Source organism: Mycolicibacterium neworleansense (genome assembly GCF_001245615.1).
Classification (GTDB): Bacteria; Actinomycetota; Actinomycetes; order Mycobacteriales; family Mycobacteriaceae; genus Mycobacterium; species Mycobacterium neworleansense.
Window position 1 is genome coordinate 1461023 of the sequence record NZ_CWKH01000001.1, and the last position, 23781, is coordinate 1484803.

Here is a 23781-nt window from a genome sequence, read left to right on the forward strand (position 1 = left end):
TCTCTGCCGGCGAGTCAGAGATCACGGTCGGAGACAGACAGCAAGCCGTCACCAATCAGCACATGCAGTTGCTTAGCTATCGCCGGGACATCGACGGGCCGACGCTGCCAACCGCTGTAGGCGCCCACCCCCCACAGCATCGAGTACAGCAGTTCGACCAGTGTGGCCCGCTCGGTGTGCGGCGGCAGCTCGCGTCGCGCAACCGCATCGTCGATCAGTTCACCGAGGAAACCGCGGGTGGCCGCGACGGTGGCGGCGGGCAGATCCGGGTGGCGGTACGCCTCCAGCCGCGCGTTGACCAGGAACCCCACCACTGCACAGTCCCGTTGCCACACCGCCACCACGGCATCGATGTACGCACGCAGCCGATCCAGTGTTCCGTCATGCTGTTTCGCGACGTGAATGCACGAGATGACAGCGTCGTGCGCCTGGTTGAGCAGTGCCCCGTACAGCTCCTCGCGACTGGCGAAATAATAGTTCAGCGTCGGACGGCTCAGCCCGCTCCGATTGGCGATCTCCTGGAATGTGGCCGCGGCGTAACCACGCTCGTTGATGACTTCATAGGCCGCTTGCACGATGCGTTCCCGGGTTTGCGCAGCGTCGGCACCAACCGGTCGACCCGGCCCCCGACGGCCGCCCCGAGTTCTCCCACGCGGAGTCATCTAGCAAACACTATTGCATTGCCATAAGGGCGTCAAAAGCCCCTACCGCAAATCGCGCTGACAGCGCCGGTCAGGACAGCCGGCGGATGCGGCCGGTCAGGTGGCTGCGCACCGCCTCATCGGAGGTCAACTCGATTGCGCGCCGATACGCCGCCGCTGCCTCCTCGGCCCGTCCCGCCTCGGCGAGCAGATGGCCGCGGGTGACCCACGCCGGCTGGAACACGTCGGCGGACCGGTCCGTGATCGCGTTCAGGGCGCGCAATCCAGCGTCGGCGCCATCGATTTCGCCGTCGAGAGCCGCCAGGGCGACGGCGGCGCCCAGTGATGGCCCCACCCGCATCAGCGCCCGGTACAACTTGCGCACTGCCTGACGGTCGACGCCGGCGGCGCAGTGCGCCGACTGAATCGCCGCCTCGTACTGGAACCGGCCCGGCCGTCTCGAGCGGTGGGCCTGGGCGAGCAGGCGCTCGCCCCGCGCCAGCAACCCGGTGTCCCACCGGCCGCGGTCCTGATCGTCGAGAGCAACGAAATTGCCGCTACGGTCGAAGCGTGCCGGACGCCGCGCCTCGCACAGGCAGATCAAGGCGGCCAGGCCGAGCGCTTCCGGCTCCTCGGGCAGCAACTCGACGAGTACCAGGGCCAGATGCAGGGCCTCCGATGCCAGCGAATCGATGACCGGCCGCTGCGGCACCGACAGCCAGTCGATCGAATACGCGCCGTAGACCGCCTCGAGTACCTCAGGCAGTCGCGTGGCGAGGTCGGCGCGCTCGGGCAGGGTGAACGGGATACCCGTGTCGCGGATGCGTTTCTTGGCCCGCACCAGCCGCTGCGCCATCGTCGCCGGGGCGACGGCGAATGCGGCGGCGATGGCGGCCGCGTCCACGCCCAGTACCGTCTGCAACATCAACGGGGTACGGATGTCGACGGCGATGGCCGGGTGCGCGCACACCAGCATGAGCTCGAGCCGACGATCGGGAATCTCCGCCGCTTCAGCTCCCCCTTCGACGACGTCGTAATCATCGGTCAACGGCCCAGTCAGCCGATGAGCCGGTGATTTCCACATGTCCCGCAGTCGATTACGCGCCACAGTGAGCAACCACGCCTCTGGATTGCCCGGGATGCCGTCTTGCGGCCAGCGCTGCAGCGCGCGCTCCATCGCGTCGGCCAGCGCGTCCTCGGCCGCGGCGATGTCGCGACACTGTGCGGCCAGCAGCGCGAGCAGCCGGCCGTACGACCGGCCGGCCACGTGCGTGAGCCGCTCCCCGGCCGGCGTGTTCAGGGCGTGTACCAGCCCTGGCCCCGGCCGTAGGTCACCGCGACAGGTCTGACCTCGATCGAGCCCCACGCCGCGGCCGGACATTTCGCCGCCCAGGCCAGTGCCGCGTCGAGGTCGGGCACCTCGATCACGAACACCCCACCCAGCCGTTCCCTGGTGTCGGCGAACGGGCCGTCCTGGATCTCCGGCGTGCCGCCGCGAGCGGTGTAGGTCGTTGTCGCCGACGCCGACTGGAGCACCTGCGTACCGATGAGCACACCGGCCGCATCCAGATCATCGGCATATCGGGCGAACGCGGCCTGGGCCGGCTTCATGTCCTCCTCGCTCAGGCCCGCCTCCGGCCCCTCCTGGTAATGCATGAGTAGGCAGTACTGCACGGTGTCCTCCTGGTTGTCATTTCCAGCCTGTCACCGTGATGACGATTCCGGTTCCACCCGATCGACAATGTCGGCCACCGCATCAGAGGGTTTTCTGCGCAGCGCGCTGAACGTCATGATCACCAGCGCCGCCCAGATCAGGGCGAAACCGACCCACCGGCCCGGAGGCATCGGCTCATGGCCGATGAACACACCCCAGGCCATCTGCAGCCCCGGATTCAGATAGAACAACAAGCCCAACGTCACCATCGGGAGCCGCTGCGCGGCCGCGGCGAACAGCAGCAACGGCACGGCGGTCACCGGTCCGGCCAGCAGCAACAGCACCGCGTGCCAGGGGCCGTGGCTGAGGAAGTTGCCGCGGCCCAGCACCTCCAGCGTGATCACGTAGCCGGCGGCCAGAGGAAGCGCCACCAACGTTTCCACGGCCACGCTCACCCGCGGATCGGCCTGAACCACCTTCTTCACCAGCCCGTATACCCCGAATGACAGCGCCAGGATGACCGCGATGTACGGCGGTGCCCCCAACTCGACCGTCAGGATGACCACCGCGACGAGGGCGAGCGCCAGGGCGACCGCCTGCCATCGATTGATCCGCTCACGGAACACCAGCACGCCCAGCAGCACGCTGACCAACGGGTTGATGAAGTAGCCGAGCGCGGCATCCACCACGTGGCCGGTGGTGACGGCGTAGATGTAGGTGCCCCAGTTGATCGAGATCAGGGCCGCCGCCGCAATCAATTGCAGCCACGTCCGAAGCGTCAACCGGCGTAGATCGCCCAGCCGACGGGCCACCGCCAGCACCAGCAGCAGGAACAGCGCGCTCCACACGATGCGGTGGGCCAGCACCTCCGGCGCCCCGGCCGGCAGCAACAGCAGGAAGAACCCGGGGCACAAGCCCCACCAGATGTAGGCACCCGCACCGTAGAGCACCCCCGAGCTGGCTCCACTCACCGGCTGCGGAGGTGCCTGCACACCCACGGCTAGTGGCGGCGCAGGACGTCGAGGGCGGACTGCAGGTCGGCCGGGTACGGGCTGGTGATCTCGACCCGCCGCCCGTCAGCCGGATGGGCGAAGGCCAGGGACCGGGCATGCAACCACTGACGTTCCAGCCCAAGCTTTTTCGCCAGTGTGGGATCGGCACCGTAGGTCATGTCGCCGCAACACGGGTGGTGCAGCGCGGCGAAGTGCACACGGATCTGGTGGGTCCGGCCGGTCTCCAGCTCGATGTCGAGCAGGCTGGCGGCCTGGAACGCCTCAAGCGTGTCGTAATGGGTGATGCTGTGCCGACCGCCCTCGACGACGGCGAACTTCCAGTCGTGGCCGCGGTGCCGCCCGATCGGGGCGTCGATGGTGCCGCTGGACGGATCCGGGTGGCCCTGCACCAGCGCGTGGTAGCGCTTTTCCACGGTGCGCTGCTTGAACGCCCGCTTGAGCACCGTGTACGCCCGCTCGGAAAGCGCCACCACCATGACGCCGGAGGTGCCGACATCGAGTCGGTGCACGATGCCCTGGCGTTCGTGGATGCCCGATGTGCTGATCCGGAACCCCGCGGCGGCCAGGCCGCCCAGCACGGTCGGACCGTGCCAGCCGACCGTGGCGTGCGCGGCGACCCCCGGCGGCTTGTCCACCGCCACGATGTCGTCGTCGGCGTAGAGGATGTCCATGCCCTCGATGTCGACCGGGGTGTTCTCGACCGGTGCCGGCGCCTCGGGCAGGCGAACCTCCAGCCACGCCCCGGCGACCAGCTTGTCGGACTTCGCCGCGGGCGCGCCGTCGATGTCGACACCGCCGTCCTCGGCCATGGCGGCCACGGCCGTCCGCGACAGCCCGAGCAGCCGGGCCAGGCCGGCGTCGACTCGCATTCCAGCCAGGCCCTCGGGCACCGGCATCGACCGAGTGGTCACTATGACGTCTCGGCCTGGGGACCGACCGTGCTCGACTCGCCGGATGCGGTCTCCGGCTCGGCGTCACCGGCCTCTTCGGCCTTGGTGTCCTGCGCCGGGGTGTCGGCAGCGTCGGATTTCACGTTCTCCGGTTCGGAATCGTCGAGACGCCGGCGCCCGACGGTATCGAAGTCAAAGCCGAACAACGACAACGCCACCAACAGGATCGCGCCACCGACCACCGCCGGATCGGCCACGTTGAACACCGGCCACCATCCGACCGAGAAGAAGTCGACCACGTGACCGCGCAGCGGTCCGGGCGCACGGAAGAACCGGTCGATCAGGTTTCCGGTCGCACCGCCCAAAATCATGCCCAGGCCGATCGCCCACCACGGGGAGACCAGCCGGCGACCCATCCATACGATGCCGATCACCACGCCGGTCGCGATGAGGGTCAACACCCAGGTGTATCCGGTTGCCATCGAGAACGCCGCTCCGGAGTTGCGCACCAGCGTCCAGGTAACGGTGTCACCGATGATCGAGACGGGCTGGCCGGGCGTGAGCAGGCGCACCGCGAGCACCTTGGTCACCACGTCGACGAGCAGCACCACAGCAGCGACGGCGAGCAGCAGACGCAGCCGCCGCCGAGGCGGAGCAGCGGTTACAGAGGACGGCTTCGCATCCTCGGTCGCGTCGGTTACCGGCTCTGCCGGGCCTGACGTTTCATCAGTCACTTACCCATCATCCCAAACAGTCGATGCGGGACAATCCGGACCGTGATCCAGACCCAGAAGCCGCCCGCGCGCATCGTCGTCATCACCACCGGCGGCACCATCTCGACCAGTACCGACGAAGCCGGAATCAGACGACCGACGCGCACAGGAGCAGAGCTGACGGCCGGGCTGGCCGTTGAGGCGCAGGTCGACATCGTCGACGCGATGGCCACTGACAGCGCGCTGTTCACGCCCGCCGACTGGGACACGATCGCGGGCGCGGCCCGCACCGCGGCAGTGTCTGCCGACGGCGTGGTCATCACCCACGGAACTGACACCATGGAGGAAACCGCGCTGTGGCTGGGACTCACCTACGGCGGGGCTGTGCCCGTGGTGCTGACCGGGTCGCAACGCAGCGCTGATGCGCCAGACAGTGACGGGCCTGCCAACCTGCGCGATGCCATCACGGTCGCGGCCGACCCGCAGGCCCGCGACCTCGGGGTGGCGGTGACCTTCGCCGGCACGGTGTGGCGACCGCTGGGCCTGCGCAAGCGTCACACCCAGGAGTTGAACGCCTTCACCGGCACCGCGCTCGGGACGGTTTCCGACAGGGGGTGTGCGATCACCGCATCCGGAGGACGTGCCTTCCTCGGTGAATTGTCCGCGGTGTCGGCGCCGCGGGTCGACATCGTCACCGCCTATCCGGGAGCCGATACGACGACGCTGGACGCCTGCGTCGCCGCCGGTGCCCGCGGCATCGTGCTCGCGGGGGTGGGATCGGGCAACGCCGGGGCCGCGCTGATCGACGGGATACGCAGGCACAGCCGCGACGGTGTGGTCATCGGCGTCTCGACCCGGGTTCCCGAAGGCCCCGTCGCCGCACAGTACGGACCGGGCCGGCGGCTCGTGGACGCCGGCGCCGTGGTGTTGCCCCGGCTGCGGCCGCCCCAGGCCCGGGTCTTGCTGATGGCGGCTTTGGCCGCGGCCCGACCGGTTGTCGAGGTCGTCGACGCCTGGGGTTGACGGCCCATGGTCAAATAGAGAACGTGCGTTTCCACATTGCGGCGGCAGCTGCCGCCGGCCTATTGGCACTCGGCCCGTTGCCGACGGCACAGGCTCTGCCATCGCCACCCGGCGTCGAGGAGATCGACGGTTATCCGATCGCTGAGGGCAACTACACCTCGCCCACCGACTACTACGGGCTGTTCTTCCGAACTCCCGACGGTCGGTACTGCGGGATCCGTCCCAACCGGGGTCCGGTCGGCTGCGACGCGGTACCCGGGGACGCTCCGGCAGGAACGAACCAGACCTTCGCCGAAAGCGGCGCACCCGCCGCGTACCGCTACTCGGGAACCGCGTCCTTCACCCGAGATGCCGTCGATGTCCTACCCGTTGGGCACCGGCTCGAGAACTGGGGCGCCAGTTGCGGTATCGGGCAACAGGGCACGGTGATTTGCAAAACCTCGGGCCGGCATGGCTTTTCGCTGGACGCCGCTTCCGGAGTGCTCTGGTAGGCGCCCGCGGGGTTGACGGCCTCGGTTGAATGGAACCCATGCGCCACGTCTGGGCAGTCGCCGCGGCCGGCCTGCTGCTGGTCGGCCCGGGACCGAGGGCTGCGGCCGCGCCGCCGCCGGGTGCCGACGACATCGACAGCTATCCCCTCGCGCAAGGTCACTACAGCTCGCCCACCGACTTCTACGGCGTGTTCTTCCGGACCCCGGACGGTCGCCATTGCGGAATCGGACCCAACGGCGGACCGGTGGGCTGCGACGCCGTGCCGATCGACGCACCGGCGGGCACCAACCAGATCCTGGTCAACAGCGGCGCACCCGCCTCCTACCGGCACTCCGACACCGCCTCGTTCACCCGCGAGGTCGACGTCCTACCCGAAGGCCATCGCCTCGAAAACTGGGGCGCCAGTTGCGGAGTCGGCTATCAGGGCACGGTGACGTGCAAGACCTACGGCGAGCACGGCTTCGTCCTCAACGCCACCTACGGCGTGCTCTGGTAGTCGGGCAGTCCGCTCAGGTAGTCGCCCCAGTCCAGGCTGTCGACCGGATCGGCCCGGCGAAAACCCGGTGTGTCGTCGGGAAAGGTGCGCGCCGGGCCCGGTCCGCTGGCCCGGGTCTCGAAACGCACGGTCATCACCCCGTGCCCGGCGCCCTGGATCCAGCCGTGGCCGTGCTCGGGATGCGTCACATCGTCGCCGACGCGCCAGCCGGTTTGGGTGGCCTGCGCCGCCTCGGTGGTCTGGTGGTGCGAGTCGGCGATGTCGTCGAGCTGCTCCAGATCCGGGAACAAGGATTCCTGCCTGCTGTCGGAAAGCCCCGAAAAGCCCACACCGACAAGGCGAATGGGTCCGATCTCAACAGGATCGAGCAGGAGCCGGCGGGCGGTGCCGATCAGCGTGGCCGCCTCGGTGGTGGCGTAGGCCAGGGTGGCCGAGCGGGTCAGGGTGCTCATGTCGGACTTCTTCAGCTTGACGGTGACGGTCCGGGCGCCGCGGCCGTCCTTCTCCAGACGCCGGTGCGCGTGTTCGCCGATGGGACCGATCGCATCCTGCAGCTGACGCAGGGTGGTGAGGTCCTCGGGAAAGGTCGACTCGGCGCTGATCTGCTTGGCCTCGGCGCGCTCGGCCACCGGGCGGTCGTCGATTCCGCGGGCCAGCCGATGCAACGCGGTGCCCACCGCGGAGCCGAGCACGCTGGCGGCTTCGGCATCCGACAACGCGGCCAGCGCGCCCACCGTCTCGATGCCCAACCGGTGCAGCTTCTCCTCGGCCACCGGTCCGATCCCCCACAACTTGCGCACCGGCAGTCCGTTGAGCAACGACTCCTCCTCGTCGCGGCGGACGACCCGGATCCCGTCTGGCTTGGCCAGTCCGGAGGCGATCTTGGCGATCTGCTTACCCGAGCCGGCCCCGACGGAGGCCACCAGCCCGGTCTGCTCGCGCACCTTGGCCCGTAGCTGCTGGCAGAACTCTCCGACTTCGGCCGCGGTGGCGCCGACCAGCTCGGCCGGTTCACCGAATGCCTCGTCGAAAGACAGCTGCTCGAGCACCGGAACGACGCTGCGCACGGTGTCCAGGGCGCGGCGGCTGGCTACGCCGTAGACCGCACCGCGGGGCGGCAGCACCACCGCAGGTGCGCCGACGAGCCGGCGGGCCTGATGCATCGGCATCGCCGAACGCGCGCCGTAGCGGCGGGCCTCATAGCTGGCCCCGGCCACCACGCCGCGCCCGCCCAGGCCGCCGACCAGCACAGGCCTGCCGCGCAGCGTGGGGCGGGTCAGCTGTTCGACGGATGCGAAGAACGCATCCATGTCGAGGTGCAGAACCCAGCGTCCGCCCGCGCCCATAACCTCGGCGGCGTTCATACCTGCAGATGCTATGGCGCTAGCCTGACGTGCATGGAGCCGGTTGACGTACCGATCAGGGACGACTCGATCCGCCTGGGGCAGTTCCTCAAGCTGGCATCGCTCATCGACAGCGGCGCCGACGCCAAGGCCGTCATCGCCGACGGGCTGGTCAGCGTCAACGGCGAGGTCGAGCTGCGACGCGGCCGCCAACTGCGCCCGGGAGACACCGTCTCGCTCGGCGACGGGTCCGCGCGGGTCACCCAAGGCTGAACCTGCCGGGTCACGCTTTCACGATGGTGACCCGGACTCCGTCCCCGATCTCGGCACCATCGGCGACGTCACCGAAGTCGAAACTGGTGGCCAGGATTTCACCGGCGATGAGATCCCGGTGGGTGCGTGCCCACGGCTCATACTGCGCCGGCACCGACATCTGCACGACAATGCGGTCGGACACCTCCAGGCCACTCGACTTACGCAGTTCCTGCAGTTCGCGGATCCGGTCCTTGGCCCAGCCCTCGGCCTCCAGCTCCTCGGTGACCGTACCGTCCAGTACCACCAGGCCCGCACCGTCGGGCAGCGCCGCGGTCCATTCCGGATCCGCCGCAACAAGTTTGGCAGTGTATTCCTCCGGCTGCAGCACCACCGGGCCGGCGGTCAGGGTCCCGTCGGGGTTGACGACGCCCTCCCCTGCCTTGACGGCCTTGATCGCCGCCTGCACGTCCTTGCCGATCCGGGGGCCGGCGACGCGGGCATTGACCGCGAGGTCGAACTTGCCGTAGGTGTCGATATCGTCGGTCAGCTCGACGGCCTTGACGTTGAGCTCGTCGGCGATCAGATCTGCGAAGGGCGCCAGACTGTCCGGACCTTCCACCGCCACAGTCAGTTTCGGCAGTGGCAGGCGCACCCGCAGCTTCTTGGCCTTACGCAACGAAGACCCGACCGAGCACACCTCGCGCACCTGGTCCATGGCGGCCACCAGATCGGCGTCCTTGGGCACCACGTCGGCATCCGGCCAGTCGGTCAGATGCACCGAGCGCTCGCCCGTCAGGCCCCGCCAGATGACCTCGGTGGCCAACGGCAGCAGCGGTGCGGCCAGTCTGCAGGTGACCTCAAGGACGGTGTGCAGCGTGTCGATCGCATCGGCGTCCTCTTCCCAGAAACGCGAACGTGACCGGCGCACATACCAGTTCGTCAACGCCTCGGTGAACTGCCGCAACTCGTCGCACGCGCCGGAGATGTCGCAGGTATCCAGCGCGACGGTGAGATCGTCACGCAACTGGGCCAGCTTGGCCAGGATGTAGCGGTCCAGCACGTTGTCGGAATCGGTGCGCCACGTGCCCTTCTTCGGCGCGTACAGCGCCAGGAAGCTGTAGGCGTTCCACAACGGCAGCAGCACCTGCCGCACACCTTCGCGGATGCCCTGTTCGGTGACGATCAGGTTGCCGCCGCGCAGGATCGGCGAGGCCATCAGGAACCAGCGCATGGCGTCGGATCCGTCGCGGTCGAACACCTCGCTGACGTCGGGATAGTTGCGCAACGACTTGCTCATCTTCGCACCGTCGTTGCCGAGCACGATCCCGTGCGCCACACAGGTTTTGAAGGCCGGCTTGTCGAACAGCGCGGTGGCCAGCACGTGCATGGTGTAGAACCAGCCGCGGGTCTGGCCGATGTACTCGACGATGAAATCACCCGGAAAGTGGGCGTCGACACCATCGTGGCCGTCGAACCACTCTCGGTTGTCGAACGGGTAGTGCACCTGCGCGTACGGCATCGACCCGGAGTCGAACCACACGTCGAACACGTCCTCGATCCGTCGCATGGTGGACTTGCCGGTCGGGTCGTCGGGGTTCGGCCGCGTCAATTCGTCGATGAACGGCCGGTGCAGATCGGTCGGCCGCACCCCGAAATCGCGCTCGAGCTCGTCGAGGCTGCCGTACACGTCGATCCGCGGATAGGCCGGATCATCAGACTTCCACACCGGAATCGGGCTGCCCCAGTATCGGTTTCGCGACACCGACCAGTCGCGCGCATTCGACAGCCATTTGCCGAACTGCCCGTCCTTGACGTGCTCGGGATACCAGGTGATCTGCTGGTTGAGCTCGACCATCCGGTCCCGGAACTCGGTGACCTTGATGAACCACGACGACACCGCGCGGTAGATCAGCGGGTTCCGGCACCGCCAGCAGTGCGGGTAGGAGTGCTCGTAGGTTTCATGGCGCAGCAGCACCGCACCGTTGGCCGCCGCCGGTCCGTCACCATTCTTGAGGTCACGAATGATTTGGGAGTTGGCCTCGAAGACATGCTGGCCGGCGTAATCGGGCACGGTCGCGTCGAAGCGGCCCTTCGAATCCACCGGGGTGACCGCGACGATGTCCGCGGTGTCGGCAGTGGCCTTGTCGTCCTCACCGTAGGCGGGCGCCATGTGCACGATGCCGGTGCCGTCTTCGGTGCTGACGAAATCGGCGGCCAGCACCTGGAACGAGTTGGGCGCGTCCATGAAGTAGGTGAAGGGCGGCAGGTAGTGCGTCCCGAGCAGATCGCGCCCGGTGTAGCCGCCGAGAACCTCGGGTTCCTCCCCCAGTTCGCGTGCGTAGGCCGCGAGCCGGGCCTGGGCCAGGACGTAGCGCCGCCCGTCGGAGCCCTGCACCAGGACGTAGTCGATGTCGGGGTTGACGGCGACGGCCTGGTTGGACGGCAACGTCCACGGCGTCGTGGTCCAGATCAACAGGTGCGCACCCTTGAGGGGGCCGTCGGTCACCGTGAAGCCCACGGTCAGCGCCGGATCCTGGCGACTCTGGTAGACGTCGTCGTCCATCCGCAGCTCGTGGTTGGACAGCGGGGTCTCGTCGTTCCAGCAGTACGGCAGCACGCGGTTGCCCTCGTAGGCCAGGCCCTTGTCCCACAGCTGCTTGAAGGCCCAGATCACCGACTCCATGAAGGTCGGGTCCAGGGTCTTGTAGTCGTTGTCGAAGTCCACCCACCGGGCCTGACGGGTGACGTAGGCCTGCCACTCGTCGGTGTATTTCAGCACCGAGGCGCGGCAGGCCGCGTTGAACTTCTCGATGCCCATCTCTTCGATCTGCGCCTTGTCGGCGATACCGAGCTGGCGCTGCACCTCGAGCTCGGCGGGCAGGCCGTGGGTGTCCCAGCCGAACCTGCGCTCCACCTTGTAACCGCGCATCGTCCGGTAGCGCGGCACGATGTCCTTGACGTAGCCGGTCAGCAGGTGACCGTAGTGCGGCAGACCGTTGGCGAACGGCGGCCCGTCGTAGAACACGTATTCCTCGGCGCCTTCACGACGGGCGACGCTGGCCCGGAAGGTGCCGTCGGCTGCCCAGTAGTCGAGCACCTCGAGTTCCCGCTCCGGGAAGTTGGGTGCCGCCGGCTTGGGGTACCCGGCCGACGTTGAAGACTCCGATTGGGCAGTCACTGACGCGTCTCCTGTGCCTATGACGTGGCCGTCGGGCCACATCGGGGCTCCCTTCGGGGAGCCGGTGTGTCCAGGCACGGGGACGACGTCGCACGGGTGCGCAAGCGCCGCGGTACCACCCCGCTTGCGCGCTGCACGCAGCGCGCCGCTCAACTTTCGGGCGATCACGGGCCCATCCGTTCGGTTCTACTGGGCTACGCCGAATCCGAACATTCGAATAGCGCAACTGTTCTTCCGAAGACTCCCCGGTGATGGCCGGATCAACGCCGATTGACCCAGTCTAATGAGCGCCGCAAATCGGCCGAAATCAGACCTAACCGGAAGTGACCTCGATCAGGGCCAGCGGAAACTGCTCGGCCAACTCGTCGACCGTGCACCGGTCGAACCTGCGGCTGTCGAACCGCCAATCCAGGCGCATGGTGGTCGCGGTGTCGCACCGGACCTGCAGCGCCAACGGATGCTCGGACTGTCCGGCCCTCGGGCCGGCGCCGTAGGCGAAGCTCACGTCGGCCGATGGGTGGTCGCCGATGTCGGCGCCCGGCCGCGCCGCAACGAGCAGTTCGGCCCCCGACAGGCCACGGTCAGCCATGCAGGGCACGCCGACCCGGCGGAACCCGGCCCGCTCGGGACCGCTCACGATGTCGACGACCAGCAGGCCCTCTCCGATCGTGCGGGCGACCGTGCGGCCGAGGGCGGCCAGCAGCAACTGTTCGGCGCCGCAGCCCATCGCGGCCTGGGCTCCGTGCAGTTCCGCGGACAGCACGTCGTCCAACGAACTGGACACGGTTGCCATGTCCGAGGCGACGGGTGGACCGACCGTGGCATAGTCGGCGATCCACGAACCGGTGCCATATGCGTCGTGCAGAACGGAAACAGACATATCTGTAACGTTAGCCAGAGAGTCCCAAAAATGGGAGAGCTGTGCCAAAAGTCTGACATCCCTGTCAATAACGCGATTGCTGGCTGCGCTGCGGTTCGCTGTGACCAATCGTGGGTTCACGGTCTATGGTGTTGAAATGCCGCGAACCGACGAGAACGGCAGGCAACTCAAGGCCCTGCTCGACTATCTGCTGGACGGCGAGGTCGACGCCAAGGCTGTGTACAGCGCTCTGGGGGTCTCCAGCAGCACGTACTACCGGCGGGTCAAAGAAGCCGACTATCCCAACGCTGAGGAGCTGCGGCAGGTAGCTGACCGCTTCCATCTCAGCTATCCCGACCTGCAGATCCGGTTCGGGCTGATGAGTCGCCAGGAAGTCTGGCACTACATGGAGTCTTCGCCGGTGACGGTGGCTCCGGTGGACACCGCCACCCGGGTCCGGCCCGCCGTGCACCGGCCGAAGCGGCTGTCCGAACTGACCCCACGACCCGACGCGCCCCCGCTCTAAGAGCCGGCGCGCCTGCTATCCGCTACACCGTTCGAGGCAAAATCTCATGTCCGTCGCCACACTCATCGCAATCACATTGGCCTGCATCGCGTGGAGCCTGTGGATCCGGAGAGTCACCTGGTCCTGCCGGTGGGAAGTGGCCGCCACCCTGAACATCGCACTGCAGGGCATGGCAGTGCTGCTGATGTCACCGTGGGCCTCGGAAACCATCGGCCAGGTTCTGTACGAGCTGACCGGCAAGTGGAACGTCGAGGACTACATCGGGCACGACTGCTACATCGTGGCGGCGTCGGCCATCGTCTACAACTCCCTGGGCCGCCTGCAGGACGACAACGCCATGCAGCGCTCGTTCAAGCAGTACGTCGAGCGCCCGGCCACCATCTGCATCCCGGTCCTGCTGGCCACGTTCTCGATGGGCAACGGTGCCGCGGTGTACCGGGCCGACTTCTTCCAGGTACCCACGGACTTCTGGCTGAGCGCGTACTGGATCCTGCTGTGCGGCACCTTGATCTACCTGTTGGGCTACGGGGCCCGCGCCATGCTCGTGCTGCGGCGGGATCCCAAGTCCCGCCGGATCGCCAACATCTACCTGTTCGCCTCGGTGAGCGGGATGCTCGCCTGCACCACCCGGATCGTCACCTCGCTGGTGCCGGCCCTGCAACCGATCGAAAACGGCCGCCTGGTATGGGTTTTCGCCTGCGCCTGCGGCGCGATATTCGCGCTCGCATCGGCGCATTCGTGGCGGATCAAGACCCGCTGGCTGGTCCCCAGCCGGCACTGACCCGTCCGTCGCCGGTCCGGCCGGACGACTAGACCGTTACGCCGGCATCTCGCGTGTCGGACGATTCGGCATCATCGGCGCGGGTGTCACCGGTCTGCTTGTCGCCGTCGGCTTCCCGCTCCCCCGCGTCGGCCTCGGCCCGGCTGTGGTATCGGGGTTTGGACGGCCACCAGTTGAGCTTCCCGATCAGCACGGCCGCTGCGGGCACGGTGATCGTGCGCACCAGGAACGTGTCGAGCAGGAGCCCGACACCGATGATGAAGCCGATCTCGACGATGCTGGCGATGCTGCTGACCGTCAATGCCAGCATCGAGGCGGCGAAGATCAGACCGGCCGAGGTGATCACCCCGCCGGTCGCCCCCACCGTCCGGATCACCCCCGACCTGATACCCAACCGGGATTCTTCGCGGATCCGCGAGATGAGCAGCAGGTTGTAGTCGGCGCCCACGGCGACCAGAACCAGGAACGCCATTCCCGGAACACTCCACGACAGTTCGCGCCCCAGAATGAACTGGAACAACACGACGCCGATTCCCAGCGCCGAAAGGTACGACAGCACCACCGAGAGCACCAGATACAGCGGTGCCACCACGGCCCGCAGCAGCGCCACCAGGATCAGGAACACCACGATCAAGGTGATGCACACGATGTAGCGGATGTCGGCGTTGTAGAAACCGCGGATGTCACGGTTGACCGCCGAGAAACCGACCATCGAGATCTCGGCGTCGGACAAGGTCGTGTTCGGCTTCGCACTGTTGGCGGTCGCGATGATCTGATCGATCTGATCCATCGCCCCGCTGCCGAAGGGGTTCAGTGCCGTCTGCACGAGGTAGCGCACCGTGTGGCCGTCATCCGACACGAACAGCTTCGCCGCCTTCTCGAACTCAGCCTGGGTGAGTATCTCGGGCGGGATGTAAAAGCCCGACATCGGCGGATTCGCCGCGTCCCGCTTCATCCCGAGCAGGAAGCCCGATGCCTGGTCCAGGCCGCCGCCCATCGTGCGGGTCTGGTCGACGAGCAGCTGCACGCCGTCTGCGAGCTGACGGCTCGAGTCCGCCAGGAGATTGGCTCCCTCGACCGCGGTGTTGATCTGCTGCTGCAGCCCTTGCGGATCGTTCATCCCCAGCTGCTGGAGTGCGGTGGTCGCCGTGCTCATCGTCGACTCGAGCTGGCGGATCGTGTCGTCGAGGGTGCTGCTGCCTTCCGTGGACTCGAGCTGTCGGCTGAGGTCGGTGATCGTGTTGGCGGTGCCGTCGTCATAGGCAGCAACCACGCGCTGCAGATCCGCGCGCGAGGAAACACAGGACGGGTCGATATTGCAGGCCGGACTGACGTTGAGGGCATCGACGGCCGGCTTCGCCCAGTCGCGGATGGCCTTGGCCTGGCTCACGTTCTTCCGCAGCGCGTCCCCGAGCGACCGCATGTTGCCGACGAGAGTCGACGTGGAGTCGACATCGGTGAGGGTTTTGGAGCCGCCGAAGCGCTTCTGCATCTCCGTCAGCGCGCCCACGAGACCGCGAACCGAGCCGATCGCACCGACCACCTGGGTCCGCACCTGGCCCAAGACGTCGGCGAGTTGATGTGCGCCCCCGCTCAGCTTGTCGAGGTTCTCGTTGTTGTTCTCGATGAGGTTGGACGCGTCGCGCAGCTTGCCGCCGACCTCGCCGGCCTGGTAGGTGGCCTTCGCCTGTTCGAGCACCTCACCGGTCGGCCTGGTGATGCCGCGCACCACGTCGATGTCGGGCAGCTGGCTGACCCGCTGGGCCATCTGCTCCATGTCGGCGAGCGCCTTGGGGGTGCGCAGATCCTGGGGAGATTGGATCAGGATGAACTGCTGCAAGGTCTGGCTGATGGGGAAATGCTTGTCCATCGCCTCGTAGCCGCGGTTGCTCGCCGAGTCGGCCGGCAGCGCTTTTCGGTCGTCGTAGTTGAACTTGACCATCGCCGCACACGCGGCCAGCGCAACCAGAATGACCAGGCTGCCGGCGAGGTGCGCGAACGGCCGGCGTACGACGTGGATGCCCGACCTGCGCCAGAACCGGCCGGTCACATCCCGACGGGGATTGATCCAGCCACGGCGCCCGGCCAGCGTGATCAAGGAGGGAAGCAGGGTCACCGATGCCAGGAAGCCGATGAAGACCGTCACCGCCAGCGCCGGACCGACAGTCGAAAAGGCACCCAGTGTGGTGAACATCAGGCCAAGGAACGTGATCGCGACAGTCGCCGCCGATCCGGCTATCACCTCACCGATCGAGGTCAGCGCACTGGCGATGGCCACGTCGGAACTCATTCCGCCGCGCAGCAGTTCCTGGTACCGGCTGAACAGGAACACCGCGTAGTCCGTCCCGGCGCCCATCAGCATGCCGGTCATCAGCACGATCGTCTGGGGCCCGAGTCCGAGTCCCAGTTCGCCGAGGCCGGCGACCACCTGTTGCGCGACGACCATCGACACTCCGATGGTGATCAGCGGGATGAGCATCGCGACGAGATTCCGGTAGACGATGATCAAGATCGTCAGCACCATCAGCACGGTGGCGATCTCGATGACGTGCTGATCTCGCGCACCGATCTTGTCGATGTCGTCGAACGTGGCTGCCGCGCCGACGACGTTCACCTGCAGCGTGGAATTCTGCGTGGCCTCGTTGACCGTCTTGATCGCGCTCCGATAGGCCTCCTGCCCGGGTCCGGTCCCCATCGTTCCGGCCAGGCTCAGCGGCAACGTCCAGGCCTTCTGATCCTTGCTGGTCATGGCTTGGCGCAACTCGGGAATGTCCACGAAGTTCTGCGTGGACATCACGCTGGCGCTGTTGGCCTTCAGTTGTTCCACGAGATGCCGGTATGTTTCTTCGTCGGCCGCGGACAAACCGTTCTCGTTGCTCAGTACGACAACCGCGAAATTGCCCGCGTCCGCCTCGTGGAACGCGTCCTTCATCTTCTGTCCGGCGACCAGCACCGGGGCATCCGCCGGCAGGAAATCCGGCGGGTTTCGCTGCGCCACCTCGGTCAGGGGCGCGATACCCAAAAACAGCGACACGGCGAGCAGCAACCATCCGAGGATGACTGCCACGGGGTGCCGAACAACCAGCCGACCAATGCCCGGGAAACTCACGCGAGCGAACGCGCCGCTGACCTTGGCGCGGCTGAACATCCCAACAGGCTACACGGCTGAAACAGGCAAACAACGGCTACAAATGGTAGCTGGTATAGCAACCGCTGAAGGCTGCAGCGATGCCATGTAGAGCTGGAAATCCCCGCGGCGATGGCAAAATCGCCGAACAGCATTCGCCCGCAGAGGGCCAAGGGCCGCTCCCCTTCGTGCCCGGCCGGACCGTACGGAGCACAGCAGCAAGTGATCTGAACCTGGCAGGCCATGACCACCGCGCAACCGTTAGCGTGTAGCGGAATCGAGGCGTCCGGCGCCTGAAACCGACAGCGGGGTGGCCAGTGAAGTTTGTCGTGGCAGTCCACGGGACTCGAGGCGACATCGAGCCGTGCGCCGCCGTCGGTCTGGCCCTGCGCGATCGCGGCCACGAGGTGCGGATGGCCGTGCCGCCCAATCTCATCGAATTCGTCGAGAAGGTTGGCCTGGCGCCGGCAGCGGCCTATGGGGTCGATTCCCAGAAGCAGCTCGACAACGACGTGTTCCGCAACTTCTGGAAGCCGCAGAACCCCGTCACCGCCCTGCGCGAAGGCATTGCCTACATCGCCGAAGGCTGGGCGGACATGAACGCGGCACTGACCCCGCTGGCGCACGGTGCGGACCTGATCCTGACCGGGACCACGTACCAGGAAGTCGCCGCCAATGTCGCCGAACACCATGGCATTCCGTTGGCCGCCCTGCACTATTTCCCGGCCCGCCCCAACAGTCAGATCGTCCCGGTGCCGGCACCGAAATGGTTGATCAAATCGGGGTTCGCCGGCCTCGAATGGGCCCTGTGGCGCCTGTCCAAGAAAGCCGAGGACACGCAACGACGAGAGCTGGGCCTGCCGCCGGCGCGAGTCCGTTCGGCCCGGCGCGTTGTCGAGAGCGGCGCCCTTGAGATCCAGGCGTACGACGGGCTGGTGTTCCCGGGTCTGTCAGCCGAATGGGGTGACACCCGTCCGCTGGTCGGCACGATCACCATGGGCCTGGGCACCGACAACGACGACGAGGTGGCGTCGTGGATCGGCCGCGGGAAGCCGCCCATCTACTTCGGATTCGGCAGCATGCCTGTCGAGAATCCGGCCGCGGCGGTCGAGATGATCTCCGGTGTGTGCGCCGAACTGGGGCAGCGCGCGCTGATCAGCTCGGGCGTGTGGGACCTCCCCGACATCTGCCAACCCGATCACGTCAAGGTGGTGGGCGCGGTCAACCACGCCGCGGTCTTCCCGCTCTGCCGGGCCGTCGTGCACCACGGCGGCTCGGGCACCACCGCGGCAGGTCTTCGTGCGGGTGTGCCGGCCCTGATCCTGTGGGTCGCGGCCGATCAACCGATCTTCGCCCGCCAGATCAAGCGGCTCAAAGTCGGGTCTGCGCAGCGCTTCTCCAGTGTCAACGCCAAGTCGCTGCGAACGGGGCTGCAGACGATCCTGCGACCGGAATTCGCTGCCCGCGCGCGTACCCTGGGCGCAGGCATGACAACCCCGGACGTCAGCGTCGCGACGGCGGCACGCCTGCTCGAAGAGTCCGCCGCCGCGGGCCACCGGTAAGGTCGTCTGGCATGTGGACCACCGTTCTGGCACTTGCCATCGCGGTGAACTTCGACCCGACCCGAATCGGTTTCATCCTCGTCGTACTGAGCCGTCCGCGGCCGATCCTCCAACTCGCGGCCTACCTCAGCGGTGGCATACTGATGAGCGCCGCAGTCGCGATCCTCGTGGTGTTCGTGGTCCACCACGGATTGTTCAGCATTCCCGAGATCGACGGCGCCACAGTACAACTCGTGGTGGGCGTATTGGCACTGCTGCTCGCGGCATTCTTGGCCACCAACCTCTCGGTCGGCAGCCTGTCACGCAAGGCAGTGCCGGTCGGCGCCGCGGACCCGGAGCCCACCGACGACGGCCCGGGCAGCGCGGCCGGTACCCCCGGCTGGCTCAAGCGCAGATCGCTGGGCACCTCCCCCTGGGTGTCGGGGGTGATGGGGGTCAGCACCGCACTGCCGTCGGTGGAGTACATGGCATTGCTCGTGGTCATCGCGGCGTCGAGCGTGTCCACCTGGGCGAAAGCACTGACCATCGGGGGCTATCTGCTGGTCGCCAATGTGGTGTCGGCAGTGCCGCTGGTCAGTTACGCCGTTGCACCGCAGCAGACCCAATCCACGCTCGCATCGTTCCAGCGCTGGATCCGCGCCCGCCGTCGCCGGGATTTCGCCCTCGTGCTCGCCATCGCGGGGTGCGTGCTGATCGCCATCGGATTTGCCGGGCGCTGACCGCTATTCGACTACTCCGGCCAGGCCGAAATCGTCCAGACCCGACCGCACGGTCGCGCGCAGGGCATCTTTGCTGTTGACGCCACCGACCGTCCACGCGCCGACGCTGATGAAGATCCGTCCGTTCACCCGTCCCGACACCAGCGAGAGATATCCGCCGATCCGGTTGAGCACGCGAGTGGTGATCTGCGGCTCGAGGAGACGCAGCGAGACGAGATCCGCGTCGGTCCCGTCGGGACGGTTCATCGCCGGATCCAGCTCCCCGATGTTGGAACAGCCGATCGGATTGTCGACGGACACCACCATCGCCTCGAGCCTGCGGACCAGAGCCCTCGGCGTGAGCGGCGTCAGCGGCAACGGCGCGAGCAGCCGGGCCGACAGTTCCGCCGACTCGGCGAGGGCCGACTTCATCGCGCTACGGACCGCGCCGAGATCGGTGGTGACCGTGCCCGGATCGGCCCGCATCTTCGCCGCGATCAACGCGTTGGCACGCGTGTCACCGGGAGTGCGCTCGCTGACCGGCCACGACAGCGCGACCGTTCCGTCGGCGCCGCCACGCCCCAACTTCTCCCCCAGCCGCGCGGCCAAACCGGCGAACAACGAATTGCTCGTGCCGCCAAGCCGTCTCGCGCGGTCGTCCCACTGCTCCAGATCGATGAACACGGCGACAGTCGGGGCCACCACCGGGATGTCATCTCCCGCCGGCGGGTCGTCGGCGGCGGTCTTGAACGAGGATGCCAGGTCCGCGCGCTCGGCGCGGGCCACCCGCACGGCCGCAACCGCGGCCCTGCCGATCTCGGGCACCGACCGGAACGCGGCTCGGGCATCGTCGGCCAGCAACTGCCTGCGCGACCGCGATCCCGGCGCGGGATAACCCAATTCGCGGTTGACGCCGGTGACCGCCTCGGCGACCGACATCGTCATGGCCTGACCGTCGACCACCGAATGCGACGCCACCAGGGACACCGCCGCGCCACCGTCGCTGAACGGCTGTACACCGAGGTGCCACGCCGGCCCGAGCTCGGGATCGATCGGGCGCCGGATCCTGTCGTCGGCCCACGCCCATACGTCGGAACGTTGGCATGGGCGCGCCGAGACTTCGACGTCGGCCGGCCCTGCCGATGCGACCCACCGGTGTCGCCCGAACGGCAATGGAGACCGCTCGATGCGCCGACCGAGCAGGCCGTCGGCCAAGTTGCGCTGGAACCGGCGGATTCCATCCAGATCGACCGGGCGGTCGTAGATCCACGTGTATTGCATGAGGGGTCCACGATCCAGTGCCCGCAGGCTCAGAAACGAGGCCTGATCGATATAGGCGAGTCGACAATCCACGTGCGTCGCTTACCCCGCGTTACGCCGGCTGCAGGGCTTCGTCAAGCCGGTTGAACTCGCCGTTTCGGTACTGCTCCACACACGAAGCGCGCCGGATCTTGCCGCTGGTGGTGATCGGAATGGCACCCCGGGGCACCAGCACGAGGTCGGCGGCGCTCAGCCCGTAGGCCTGCGAAATCGCAGATGCCACATCACGTTTGATGGACAACAGATTCTCCGCGACCGCTTCTTCGGTGTCCCCGCGCTTCTTGACCTCGATGATCGCGACCAGCTGCTCGGTGCGGTCCTCCTCCACCCCGATCGCCGCGACACGGCCGCCGGTGATCTCCTGGATCGTGGCTTCGATGTCGTCGGGGTAGTGGTTGCGCCCCCGGACGATCAGCAGATCCTTGATGCGCCCGATGATGAACAGCTCGCCGTCGGAGATGAAGCCGAGGTCGCCGGTGCGCAGCCACGGCCCTTCCGGTGTACCCGCCGACGGACCGGCCAGGGTGGCGCCAAAGGTGTACTCCGTCTGCTCGGGCTTCTCCCAGTAGCCGAGGCAGTTGTTCTCGCCATGCGACCAGATCTCGCCGATTGCCCCGGCCTGAACCTCCAGGCGCGTTTCGGGATCCACGATGCGCACCACCGGAGATTCCGGAGTGCCGTACCCGACGAGCTGAGTGCCCGCCCCGGTCTCGCACCGCTCGGCGTGCCCAGCCGACAGTTTCTCCGTCTCGAAGGCCACCACGCTGGGCGGACCGGGCTCGCCGGTGGCGACGTACAGCGTCGCCTCGGCCAGGCCGTAGGACGGGCGCAGCACATCCTCGGAGAAGTTGAACTTGCCGAACCGCTGCGCGAACCGCTTCAGGGTCGCCTCGTGCACCCGCTCGGCGCCACTCCACACGGCGATCACACCACCGAGGTCGATCCCGGCGAGGTCCTCGTCCGAGGTCCGTCCGACAGCCAGCTCAAAGGCGAAGTTGGGTCCGGCGGTGACCACCCGCGGGTAGCTACCCATCAGCTGGATCCAGCGGGCCGGGCGCGCCAGGAAGGCGAACGGCGTGGTGAACACCGTGTGCCAGCCGCCCAGGATCGGTGCCACCACCCCGAGCATGAGGCCCATGTCGTGATAGAAGGGCAGCCACGACACCACATTGGTGCCCGGCGGCGGGACCTTGCCGAAGTGCGGGAAGAAATCGCACATCATCTGTTCGAAGTTGGCGGTGAGGTTGCGGTTGGTCACCATCACACCGGCCGGGGTGCGGGTGGATCCCGATGTGTACTGCAGGTGGGCGGTCGCCGGCCGGGCCTCGCGACTGCTGATCGCCTTCACCCGCGCGTCGAGATCGAGCGTGTCGACCGAGATCACCGCGGGCGCCGCCGAATCACCCTGCGCGACAGCGTATTCAGTGACCGCCGCGGTGGACGGCGAGGTGGTCAGCACGACCGACGGCCGGCAATCGCTGAGCACCGCGGACACCCGCTCGTCGTGCACTCCGCCCATCGGCACCGAGAGCGGCACCGCGATGAACCCGGCCTGCAACGACGCCAGGAAGGAGATGACGTACTCCAGCCCCTGCGGGGCGAGGATCACCGCGCGGTCGCCGACCGAGCCGTTCTGCCGAAGCACATGTGCCAGCCCCCGCACCTTGCGGTACAGCTGCGACCAGGTCAGGGTGACGGGCACGCCCTCGGGATCGTGGTCGTAATCCACGTACGTGTAGGCGTTGTCGTCGGGTTGCAGGCTGGCACGCTCCTGCAGCACCCCGATCAGCGTCGTGTCGGTCATCGATTCAGCCTTTCTCAGCCGTTCCAGTCAATCTCGCCGGTGAGATCGAACTCGGCCAGGGTTTTAGCCGTCAACTCGGCCAACCTGGCCTTCGAATTCTGTTCGCCCGCTTGATATCCGGTGATCCCAATGGAGACCTTGCCGCCGACGCGGGAGGACACCAGCACCAGCTGACCGTCGGCATCCTCCAGTTCCTGACGGGTGGTTCCCTGGTCGACACCTCGGAACACGATGTATTCGGCTTCCGTGCCGTCCACCCGAGTCACGTCCGACACAAGGTCACCGAGATTCGAGCAGGACACCGGGAGGTCGCCGTTTCCGATGAAGCCGTCGGCAACCTTCTTCAGGAATCCCTTGGGCACCAGCGGGGTCAGCGGTAGGAGTTGAAGGGTCTCGTCGGGCTCGTCGCGCAGCGTTTTGAACGCCTCACGGATGACGCCACGGGCACCCGACTGATCGGTGGTCACCGTCATCGGGTCCACCCGCGCGGTCGCCAGGGACATCGCGTTGGCGCGGGTGTCGCCGTCCGTGCGATCGTTGACCGCGATCAGCAGCGTGACGTCGCCATCGGGCCCGCAGCGCCCCATCCGCTCACCGAGCTTGGCTGCGAAACTCGCGAGCATCGAATAGCTGTTCCCGCCAACCGCTTCCGCACGCGCATTCCAGTCCGCAAGATCGACGAACACCGAGATCGCGGGCAGCACCATGGTCGTGTCACCGTCGGGCACCACGCGGACCGGTTTGACGGCCGCACCCGCGGCGGCATCGGGGTTCGGCTTGCGCAGGAGCCTCACCGCGACGGCGGCCGTGCGGGCCACCTCGGGAATGTCCGAAACGGTCTGGCGGGCGTCGCGCACGATCGCACGCAGCCTGCTGCGCGACTTCGGCGGCGGATAGCCGAGATCGGATTGCCGGCCGGCGATCGCATCGGCGACCACCATCACTCCCCCCACCCCGTCACCGAGGCAGTGCGAGACCACCACGGTGACCGCGGTCGAGCCGTCGGTCACCGGCAGCACACCCATGTGCCACCCCGGCCCGTGTTCGGGATCGATCGGCAGCTGTGCACGCTCGTCGAGCCAGTCGCCGATCTCGGCTCGGGACCGCGGCTCGTCGACATCCAGTGGTGCCTGGGGTCCGAGCGCGGACACCCAGCGGTACCGGCCGAAAGGCAAGGGCGAACGCTCGATACGACGGCCGAACAGACCCCCGCCGAAAGTCTGATGGAAGCGCCGGAGCCCGTCGAAGTCGATCGGATGGTCGTACACCCACGTGCACTGCATGACCTGCACGCGGCCCGTGGCACGCATGGTGCGCACCGCGGCCTCGTCCCACAGCGACAACCGGTTGTCCGGACGGTCGGCGGGCGAGCTGAATCGCTTTGACAGAGAGAGGGATCGGGACAT

General features: G+C 67.3%; 21 protein-coding genes. 8 read left to right on the plus strand and 13 right to left on the minus strand.

What is annotated here, in order from left to right; all coding sequences use genetic code 11:
* Positions 1–14: 14 nt before the first annotated feature.
* The 6 genes from BN2156_RS06850 to lspA form a co-directional block, all read right to left on the minus strand.
* Entirely contained in the window at positions 15–575 is a 561-nt protein-coding gene (locus BN2156_RS06850) for a TetR/AcrR family transcriptional regulator (RefSeq protein WP_159402820.1), read from the minus strand.
* A 157-nt stretch (positions 576–732) separates the two neighbouring features.
* Positions 733–1884: an RNA polymerase sigma factor gene (locus BN2156_RS06855; RefSeq protein ID WP_090515590.1), complete on the minus strand. Its 1152-nt coding sequence runs from the start codon at positions 1882–1884 to the stop codon at positions 733–735.
* Positions 1885–1937: 53 nt separating this feature from the next.
* Positions 1938–2315, minus strand: coding sequence for a YciI family protein (locus tag BN2156_RS06860; protein ID WP_090511699.1), 378 nt, complete (start codon positions 2313–2315; stop codon positions 1938–1940).
* A 30-nt stretch (positions 2316–2345) separates the two neighbouring features.
* Positions 2346–3245 (minus strand): EamA family transporter RarD, encoded by a 900-nt coding sequence (gene rarD, locus BN2156_RS06865; protein ID WP_162490829.1) that lies wholly within the window; start codon positions 3243–3245, stop codon positions 2346–2348.
* A gap of 50 nt (positions 3246–3295) precedes the next feature.
* Positions 3296–4219 (minus strand): RluA family pseudouridine synthase, encoded by a 924-nt coding sequence (locus tag BN2156_RS06870; protein ID WP_090511701.1) that lies wholly within the window; start codon positions 4217–4219, stop codon positions 3296–3298.
* Positions 4219–4932, minus strand: a complete 714-nt coding sequence (gene lspA, locus BN2156_RS06875; RefSeq protein ID WP_090511704.1) for a signal peptidase II — start codon at positions 4930–4932, stop codon at positions 4219–4221. The genes BN2156_RS06870 and lspA overlap by 1 nt, the downstream gene beginning before the upstream one ends.
* Positions 4933–4974: 42 nt before the next feature.
* Here lspA and BN2156_RS06880 point away from each other — a divergent pair, with 42 nt between their 5' ends.
* Genes BN2156_RS06880 through BN2156_RS06890 form a run of 3 tightly spaced genes read left to right on the plus strand, consistent with a single transcriptional unit; the run spans position 4975 to position 6922 of the window.
* On the plus strand, positions 4975–5934 hold the full coding sequence (locus BN2156_RS06880) for an asparaginase (RefSeq protein WP_235625232.1): 960 nt from the start codon (positions 4975–4977) through the stop codon (positions 5932–5934).
* A gap of 23 nt (positions 5935–5957) precedes the next feature.
* Entirely contained in the window at positions 5958–6425 is a 468-nt protein-coding gene (locus BN2156_RS06885; RefSeq protein ID WP_235625233.1) for a hypothetical protein, read from the plus strand.
* A 38-nt stretch (positions 6426–6463) separates the two neighbouring features.
* Positions 6464–6922 carry a hypothetical protein gene (locus tag BN2156_RS06890; RefSeq protein ID WP_090515597.1) on the plus strand — a complete coding sequence of 153 codons (459 nt, stop codon included), beginning with the start codon at positions 6464–6466 and terminating at the stop codon, positions 6920–6922.
* Here the strand turns inward: BN2156_RS06890 and BN2156_RS06895 are convergent.
* The gene (locus BN2156_RS06895; protein WP_090511706.1) at positions 6904–8286 is read right to left on the minus strand and encodes a DNA polymerase IV; all 1383 of its coding nucleotides are present in this window, start codon (positions 8284–8286) and stop codon (positions 6904–6906) included. The genes BN2156_RS06890 and BN2156_RS06895 overlap by 19 nt on opposite strands.
* 33 nt (positions 8287–8319) lie before the next feature.
* On the opposite strand from BN2156_RS06895, the gene BN2156_RS06900 reads away from it, so the two are divergent.
* The gene (locus BN2156_RS06900; protein WP_090511709.1) at positions 8320–8538 is read left to right on the plus strand and encodes an RNA-binding S4 domain-containing protein; all 219 of its coding nucleotides are present in this window, start codon (positions 8320–8322) and stop codon (positions 8536–8538) included.
* A gap of 10 nt (positions 8539–8548) precedes the next feature.
* On the opposite strand, the gene ileS is transcribed toward BN2156_RS06900, so the two are convergent.
* Together ileS and BN2156_RS06910 are read right to left on the minus strand one after the other, a co-directional pair.
* The gene (ileS, locus tag BN2156_RS06905) at positions 8549–11698 is read right to left on the minus strand and encodes an isoleucine--tRNA ligase (RefSeq protein ID WP_090511711.1); all 3150 of its coding nucleotides are present in this window, start codon (positions 11696–11698) and stop codon (positions 8549–8551) included.
* Positions 11699–12011: 313 nt separating this feature from the next.
* A complete protein-coding gene (locus BN2156_RS06910; RefSeq protein ID WP_090511715.1) occupies positions 12012–12578 on the minus strand; it encodes a hypothetical protein in 567 nt (188 codons plus the stop codon).
* Positions 12579–12714: 136 nt separating this feature from the next.
* Between BN2156_RS06910 and BN2156_RS06915 the strand changes: the two genes are divergently transcribed.
* Together BN2156_RS06915 and BN2156_RS06920 are read left to right on the plus strand one after the other, a co-directional pair.
* The gene (locus tag BN2156_RS06915) at positions 12715–13083 is read left to right on the plus strand and encodes a transcriptional regulator (protein ID WP_090515599.1); all 369 of its coding nucleotides are present in this window, start codon (positions 12715–12717) and stop codon (positions 13081–13083) included.
* A 46-nt stretch (positions 13084–13129) separates the two neighbouring features.
* Positions 13130–13864 (plus strand): hypothetical protein, encoded by a 735-nt coding sequence (locus BN2156_RS06920; RefSeq protein WP_090511718.1) that lies wholly within the window; start codon positions 13130–13132, stop codon positions 13862–13864.
* Between the two features lie 28 nt (positions 13865–13892).
* Here BN2156_RS06920 and BN2156_RS06925 read toward each other — a convergent pair whose 3' ends face one another.
* Positions 13893–17012 carry an MMPL/RND family transporter gene (locus BN2156_RS06925; protein ID WP_090511720.1) on the minus strand — a complete coding sequence of 1040 codons (3120 nt, stop codon included), beginning with the start codon at positions 17010–17012 and terminating at the stop codon, positions 13893–13895.
* A 296-nt stretch (positions 17013–17308) separates the two neighbouring features.
* On the opposite strand from BN2156_RS06925, the gene BN2156_RS06930 reads away from it, so the two are divergent.
* Together BN2156_RS06930 and BN2156_RS06935 are read left to right on the plus strand one after the other, a co-directional pair.
* Positions 17309–18553 carry a glycosyltransferase gene (locus BN2156_RS06930; protein WP_090511722.1) on the plus strand — a complete coding sequence of 415 codons (1245 nt, stop codon included), beginning with the start codon at positions 17309–17311 and terminating at the stop codon, positions 18551–18553.
* 11 nt (positions 18554–18564) lie between these two features.
* Positions 18565–19272, plus strand: coding sequence for a GAP family protein (locus BN2156_RS06935; protein ID WP_090511724.1), 708 nt, complete (start codon positions 18565–18567; stop codon positions 19270–19272).
* Positions 19273–19275: 3 nt separating this feature from the next.
* Here the strand turns inward: BN2156_RS06935 and BN2156_RS06940 are convergent, their stop codons facing one another.
* The 3 genes from BN2156_RS06940 to BN2156_RS06950 all read right to left on the minus strand — a co-directional run bounded on the left by BN2156_RS06940 (position 19276) and on the right by BN2156_RS06950 (position 23781).
* Complete coding sequence (locus tag BN2156_RS06940; protein ID WP_235625234.1) at positions 19276–20532, minus strand: hypothetical protein; 1257 nt, start codon at positions 20530–20532, stop codon at positions 19276–19278.
* Positions 20533–20623: 91 nt separating this feature from the next.
* Positions 20624–22375 (minus strand): AMP-binding protein, encoded by a 1752-nt coding sequence (locus tag BN2156_RS06945; RefSeq protein WP_090511729.1) that lies wholly within the window; start codon positions 22373–22375, stop codon positions 20624–20626.
* 14 nt (positions 22376–22389) lie between these two features.
* Positions 22390–23781: a WS/DGAT/MGAT family O-acyltransferase gene (locus tag BN2156_RS06950; protein ID WP_090515601.1), complete on the minus strand. Its 1392-nt coding sequence runs from the start codon at positions 23779–23781 to the stop codon at positions 22390–22392.